A 5701-nucleotide genomic window follows, 5' to 3' on the forward strand; every position below is an offset into this window, starting at 1 on the left:
GGCTGGAGCCTCTCCCTGCGTCGCGCCGTTTTCCATGCGGGGCTGCCCCCTCCCCAGCCCTCCCCCGCACGCGGAAGAGGGGGTGACGGCGCTTCGTTTCGAAAGGAGGCGCGCCCCCACCAAATCGCTTGCCAACGCCATCCGCTTTAGTCAATATCTCAATCCATATTGAGGTGTTGAGATGGATGAAGCCCACGCCCTCGCCGCCTTCGCCGCCCTGTCGCAGGAGACGCGGCTGCGCATCGTGCGGCTGCTGGTGGAAGCCGGCCCGGAAGGCCTGCCCGCCGGCGCCATCGGCGCGGCCATGGGCGGGGCCTCGTCCTCGCGCATGTCGTTTCACCTGAGCCACCTGGAGCAGGCGGGGCTGGTGCTGTCCCGGCGCGAGGGGCGCTCCATCCTCTACAGCGCGGTCTATCCGACTCTCTCCGGGCTGATCGCCTTCCTCATGCGCGACTGTTGCCAGGGCCACCCCGAAGTGTGTGCCCCCGCCGTCGCCGCTTTGTCCTGCGCCTGCGAACCCACCGGGGACCCCCATGCCTGAAGCGAAGAGGCCTGACGCCATCACCGGGCACGTCTACAACGTGCTGTTTCTGTGCACCGGCAATTCCGCCCGCTCCATCCTCGCCGAGAGCATCCTGGCCAAGGACGGCGCCGGGCACTTCCGGGCCTTCTCGGCCGGCAGCCAGCCGAAGGGCGAGGTGAACCCCTTTGCCCTGAAGGTGCTGAGCGCCCTCGACTATCCGGCCGAGGGCTTCCGCTCCAAGAATTGGGCGGAGTTCGCGGCGCCCGGCGCGCCGGTGATGGATTTCGTCTTCACCGTCTGCGACAATGCCGCCGGCGAGACCTGCCCGCTTTGGCCGGGCCAGCCCATGACCGCCCATTGGGGCATCGAGGACCCCGCGGCGGTGGAGGGCACCGACATCCAGAAGGAGGCCGCCTTCGTCGCCGCCTTCCGCTATCTTCGGAACCGGATCTCGGTCTTCACCGCGCTGCCCATGGCGAAGCTCGACCGGCTTGCCCTCGGCGCGCAACTGCGGGAGATCGGCCGGCTCGACGGCACCACCCAGCCCCGTACCGACGTCGCCTGAGGCCCGCCATGGACGTGATCATCTACCACAACCCCGCCTGCGGCACCTCGCGCAACACCCTGGCCATGATCCGCAATGCGGGCATTGAGCCGCATGTGATCGAATACCTGAAGACGCCGCCGTCGCGGGCGCTTCTGGCCCAACTCATCGCCCGCGCCGGCCTCACCGTGCGCGCCGCGCTGCGGGAGAAGGACACGCCCTATGCCGAGCTTGGCCTCGCCGATCCCGCGCTCACCGACGACGCCCTGCTCGACGCCGTGATGGCCCATCCCATCCTCATCAACCGGCCGCTGGTGGTGTCGCCCAAGGGCGTGCGCCTGTGCCGGCCGTCCGAGCTGGTGCTGGACCTGCTGCCGCCCCAGCAGGGTGCCTTCACCAAGGAAGACGGCGAACGGGTGGTGGATGAGGCCGGCCATCCCGTCGCCGCCGGCTGAAGCCCGATAGAAAGATTGCGATCATGTCCATTTTTGAACGGTTCCTCACCGTCTGGGTCGGCCTGTGCATCATCGTCGGCATCGCGCTGGGCCATCTGGCGCCCTCGGCGTTCCAGGCCATCGCCGCCGTGGAGGTGGCGAAGGTGAATATCCCGGTGGCGGTGCTCATCTGGCTGATGATCGTGCCCATGCTGCTGAAGATCGACTTCGCCGCCTTGGGCGAGGTGGGGCGCCACTGGCGCGGCATCGGCGTGACGCTGCTGGTGAACTGGGCGGTGAAGCCGTTCTCCATGGCGCTTCTGGGCTGGCTGTTCATCGGCTGGCTGTTCCGCCCGCTGCTGCCGGCCGACCAGATCGACAGTTATATCGCCGGCCTCATCATCCTGGCCGCCGCGCCGTGCACCGCCATGGTGTTCGTGTGGTCGAACCTGACCCGCGGCGAACCCCATTTCACCTTGTCCCAGGTGGCGCTCAACGATGCCATCATGGTGGTGGCCTTCGCGCCTATCGTGGCGCTGCTGCTGGGGCTCTCCGCCATCACCGTGCCGTGGGGCACGCTGGTGCTGTCCGTGGTGCTCTATATCGTGGTGCCGGTGATCGTGTCGCAGCTGGTGCGCCGGCGGCTGCTGGCGCAGGGCGGGCCGCAAGCCCTCGAGCGCGTGCTGGCGCAGCTCGGCCCGGTCTCGCTGGTGGCGCTGCTGGCAACGCTGGTGCTGCTGTTCGGCTTCCAGGGCGAGCAGATCATCGCCCAGCCGCTGGTCATCGCGCTTCTGGCGGTGCCGATCCTGATCCAGGTCTATTTCAACTCGGGCCTCGCCTACATCCTCAACCGCATCGCAGGCGAAGAGCATTGCGTGGCGGGGCCGTCCGCTCTCATCGGGGCGTCCAACTTCTTCGAGCTGGCGGTGGCGGCGGCCATCTCCCTGTTCGGCTTCCAGTCCGGGGCGGCGCTCGCCACCGTGGTGGGGGTGCTCATCGAGGTGCCGGTGATGCTCTCGGTGGTGTGGATCGTGAACCGCTCCAAGGGCTGGTACGAGCGCGGGGGGCAGGCCGCAAAGCCGGCGCGCCAGACGCCATGAGCGACCATACCCTGCCCAACCTGGACGCGCGCCTCCTCGACATCCCGTCCATCGACCGGCTGCTCCCGGCCGCGCCGTCCCGGCATCCGCCGCGCATCCTGCTGCTCTACGGCTCGCTGCGGGAGCGCTCCTACAGCCGCCTGCTGACGCTGGAGGCCGAGCGGCTGCTGCAGCATTTCGGCGCCGAAACCCGCATCTTCGACCCCCACGACCTGCCGCTGCCGGACGGCGCGCCGGTGGACCATCCCAAGGTGCAGGAGCTGCGCGAGCTGGCCCTGTGGTCCGAGGGGCAGGTGTGGTGCAGCCCGGAGCGGCACGGCGCCATGAGCGCGGTGCTGAAGGCGCAGATCGACTGGATCCCCCTCGCCATCGGCGCCATCCGGCCCACCCAGGGCCGCACCCTGGCGCTGATGCAGGTGTGCGGCGGCTCCCAGTCCTTCAACGCCGTCAACCAGATGCGCATCCTGGGGCGCTGGATGCGCATGCTGACCATCCCCAACCAGTCCTCGGTGGCCAAGGCCTATGCGGAGTTCGATCCCGCGGGGCGGATGAACCCCTCCCCCTTCTACGACCGCGTGGTGGACGTGATGGAGGAACTGGTGAAGTTCACGCTGCTGACCCGCGACGTGGCGCCCACCCTCACCGACCGCTACAGCGAGCGCAAGGAAGCCGCCGAGGCGCTGGAGGCCCGGCTCGCGCTCGACGCGGCGGCGCGGTGACGGGGCAGGGTGCCGGGACGGCGGCCGAGGCGGAGGGCGTGGCGCCGGGGGCGGCACGAGGTATCATCGTCGCGCTCGGCGTGGTGCAGATCCTCACCTGGGGCTCATCCTACTACCTGCTTGCGGTCCTTGCCGCCCCCATCGCCGAGGACACCGGCTGGCCGCTGCAATGGGTGGTGGGCAGCCTGTCCCTCGGGCTGCTGGTGGCGGGGCTCGCCTCGCCGCGGGTCGGCGCGCTGATCGGTGACCATGGCGGCCGGCCGGTGCTGATGGCGGGCTGCGCCCTCCTGTCCCTCGGGCTGCTCACCATCGCGCTGGCGCCGAGCCTCCCCCTGTTCGCCCTCGGCTGGTGCATCATCGGCGCCGGCATGGCGGCGAGCCTCTATGATGCGGCCTTCGCCACCCTCGGCCAGCTCTATGGCGCCGCAGCCCGTCGCCCGATCACTTCGCTCACCCTGTGGGGCGGCTTCGCCAGCACCGTGTGCTGGCCGATCTCGGCCTTCCTTGCCGCGCACCTCGGCTGGCGCGGCACCTGCCTCGCCTATGCGGCGGTGCAGGCGATGGTGTGCGTTCCCCTGCTGGCGATGGTGCTTCCTGCCCCACGGCGCGGGACCGGGCGTCGGGACGGGGGCGCCGGAGGTCGGCCCATCGTGCTTCAAGGCGGGGAGCTGGCCACCTTCCTGCTGCTGGGAGGAATCGTCACCCTCATCGGGACCATAGCCTCCACCATGTCCGTTCAGGTTCTGGCCCTGCTCCATGCGAAGGGCTTCAGCCTGGTGGAGGCGGTGGCGGCGGGAGCGGTGCTCGGGCCATCCCAGGTCGCCGCCCGCGCCATCGAACAGGCCAGCGGCGGACGGCACCACCCGTTGTGGACCATGACGTGGGCGGTGGGGCTCATGGGCGTGGGGCTGGCGCTGCTGGCCGCCGGCTTCCCCCTCATCGCGGCGGCGCTCGTCGCCTACGGTGCCGGCAACGGCCTCTTCTCCATCGCCAAGGGGTCGGTCCCCCTCGCGCTGCTGGGGGCGGAACGCTATCCGGTGCTGGCGGGACGGCTGGCGCGGCCGGCGCTTCTGGCCCAGGCCCTGGCGCCGCTCGGGGCGGCGTATGTTCTGACCATCGCCGGGGCCGGGGCCGTGCTCGTCCTGCTGGTGCTGCTGGCGGTGGGCGCGGGCGCGCTGCTGGGCCTGCTCTGGCGGTCCCGTTGACCGTGCGGTCCTGATCCCCTGGGATGTGCGGGCGCTGGCGCGGCTATAGACTTCATTATCCAGGCCGTTGCGCAGGAAAAACCGGTCGTCGTGCCCTCCCGGCGGTCCTGAAGACGGCAGGGCGTCTGCACAGCTGCAAGTCGAACCACAAGCGAGGTCCAGAAACGCTATTTCGCAAATTGCGAATACACGGTCAGATACCGCCTTGCGGTCATGAGTTGTGGCTTTTTGCTTGCCCTTGCGTTTGCCATGTGCACCCTGTGCCTTGGTGTTCCCGACGGGGCGGACGGCAACATGGCAACGAGAACAATTACATGGTCATGGGGCGTTCATAAGGTCGTCACATTCGACCCTGCCGCGGATATCCTTGATTTCGGCTGGCTGAATGCCGACGACTTCACCATTTCCGAAGTGAACGGCTCGGTGGTCATCACTCTTCCGGCCAATTCCCACAGCTACACGCTCGAAGGCGTCAGCCTCTCCGATCTGTCGCTGGCGAACATCAGCGCCTTTGATGCCTCGGTGTTTGCGGAATGGAGCGCGGCGATTGCCGCGAGCGGCTCCGCCGCGCCAGCCGGCGGCACCCTCACCACGCTCGCCTTCGCCCGCGACACCGACACGGTGCTCGCCTTCGACCCCGCCGCGGACAAGCTCGATTTCAGCGGCCTTTCCGCGACCGACTTCTCCATTGCCGAGGTCAACGGCTCGGTGGTGATCTACATGGCGGCCGAGCGCCAGACCTACATCCTGGACGGGGTGACGCTCTCCCAGCTCTCCCTGGCCAGCATCGCGAGCCAGGACAGCGCCGTGCTCGCCGAATGGAGCCAGGCGCTGGCCAGTCCGGCGGGAAGCGGCGGAACGGTCGCGCCCGGCACCGGCGATGCCGTCACCACGGCGCTGGCCTGGAACTGGAACACGCAGACGGTGCTCGCCTTCGATCCCGCCACGGACAAGCTCGATTTCGGCTGGCTGACGCCCCAGGACTTCTCCGTGGTCGAGCTGAACGGCTCGGTGGTGATCCTGATGCCCGCGGCCCAGCAGAGCTATACGCTGGAAGGCGTGACCCTCGCCGCGCTTTCGGCGGCCAACATCGCGTCGCGCAGCGCCGTGGTCCTCGACGAATGGGCCACGCTTCTCTCCGGCGCAAGTGGATCGGGCCAGGGGGGCGGCCAGGGG

Annotated in this window: 6 protein-coding genes and 1 pseudogene; all 7 read left to right on the plus strand. The window is 69.1% G+C overall.

The genetic code is table 11. From position 1 onward, the window contains the following. Positions 1–181: 181 nt before the first annotated feature. Positions 182–541, plus strand: a complete 360-nt coding sequence (locus K9U41_RS21475) for an ArsR/SmtB family transcription factor (protein ID WP_282642881.1) — start codon at positions 182–184, stop codon at positions 539–541. Continuing rightward, positions 534–1088 (plus strand): arsenate reductase ArsC, encoded by a 555-nt coding sequence (locus K9U41_RS21480; protein ID WP_282642882.1) that lies wholly within the window; start codon positions 534–536, stop codon positions 1086–1088. The genes K9U41_RS21475 and K9U41_RS21480 overlap by 8 nt, the downstream gene beginning before the upstream one ends. A gap of 8 nt (positions 1089–1096) precedes the next feature. Further along, complete coding sequence (gene arsC, locus K9U41_RS21485) at positions 1097–1522, plus strand: arsenate reductase (glutaredoxin) (RefSeq protein WP_282642883.1); 426 nt, start codon at positions 1097–1099, stop codon at positions 1520–1522. 23 nt (positions 1523–1545) lie between these two features. Then, positions 1546–2601: an ACR3 family arsenite efflux transporter gene (gene arsB / locus K9U41_RS21490; protein ID WP_282642884.1), complete on the plus strand. Its 1056-nt coding sequence runs from the start codon at positions 1546–1548 to the stop codon at positions 2599–2601. Further along, complete coding sequence (gene arsH / locus K9U41_RS21495; protein ID WP_282642885.1) at positions 2598–3320, plus strand: arsenical resistance protein ArsH; 723 nt, start codon at positions 2598–2600, stop codon at positions 3318–3320. The genes arsB and arsH overlap by 4 nt, the downstream gene beginning before the upstream one ends. A 38-nt stretch (positions 3321–3358) precedes the next feature. Further along, a complete protein-coding gene (locus tag K9U41_RS21500; protein WP_432715841.1) occupies positions 3359–4525 on the plus strand; it encodes an MFS transporter in 1167 nt (388 codons plus the stop codon). A 294-nt stretch (positions 4526–4819) separates the two neighbouring features. Further along, positions 4820–5701, plus strand: a pseudogene (locus K9U41_RS21505) (fibronectin type III domain-containing protein); the annotation flags it as partial.

Source organism: Xanthobacter autotrophicus (assembly GCF_029991245.1).
Taxonomy (GTDB): domain Bacteria; phylum Pseudomonadota; class Alphaproteobacteria; order Rhizobiales; family Xanthobacteraceae; genus Xanthobacter; species Xanthobacter autotrophicus_C.

What these genes read in the sequence shown, in the direction of transcription:
- K9U41_RS21475 (WP_282642881.1), top strand. Translation starts at nt 182, where the DNA reads ATGGATGAAGCCCACGCCCTCGCCGCCTTCGCCGCCCTGTCGCAGGAG.
- K9U41_RS21480 (WP_282642882.1), top strand. Translation starts at nt 534, where the DNA reads ATGCCTGAAGCGAAGAGGCCTGACGCCATCACCGGGCACGTCTACAAC.
- arsC (WP_282642883.1), top strand. Translation starts at nt 1,097, where the DNA reads ATGGACGTGATCATCTACCACAACCCCGCCTGCGGCACCTCGCGCAAC.
- arsB (WP_282642884.1), top strand. Translation starts at nt 1,546, where the DNA reads ATGTCCATTTTTGAACGGTTCCTCACCGTCTGGGTCGGCCTGTGCATC.
- arsH (WP_282642885.1), top strand. Translation starts at nt 2,598, where the DNA reads ATGAGCGACCATACCCTGCCCAACCTGGACGCGCGCCTCCTCGACATC.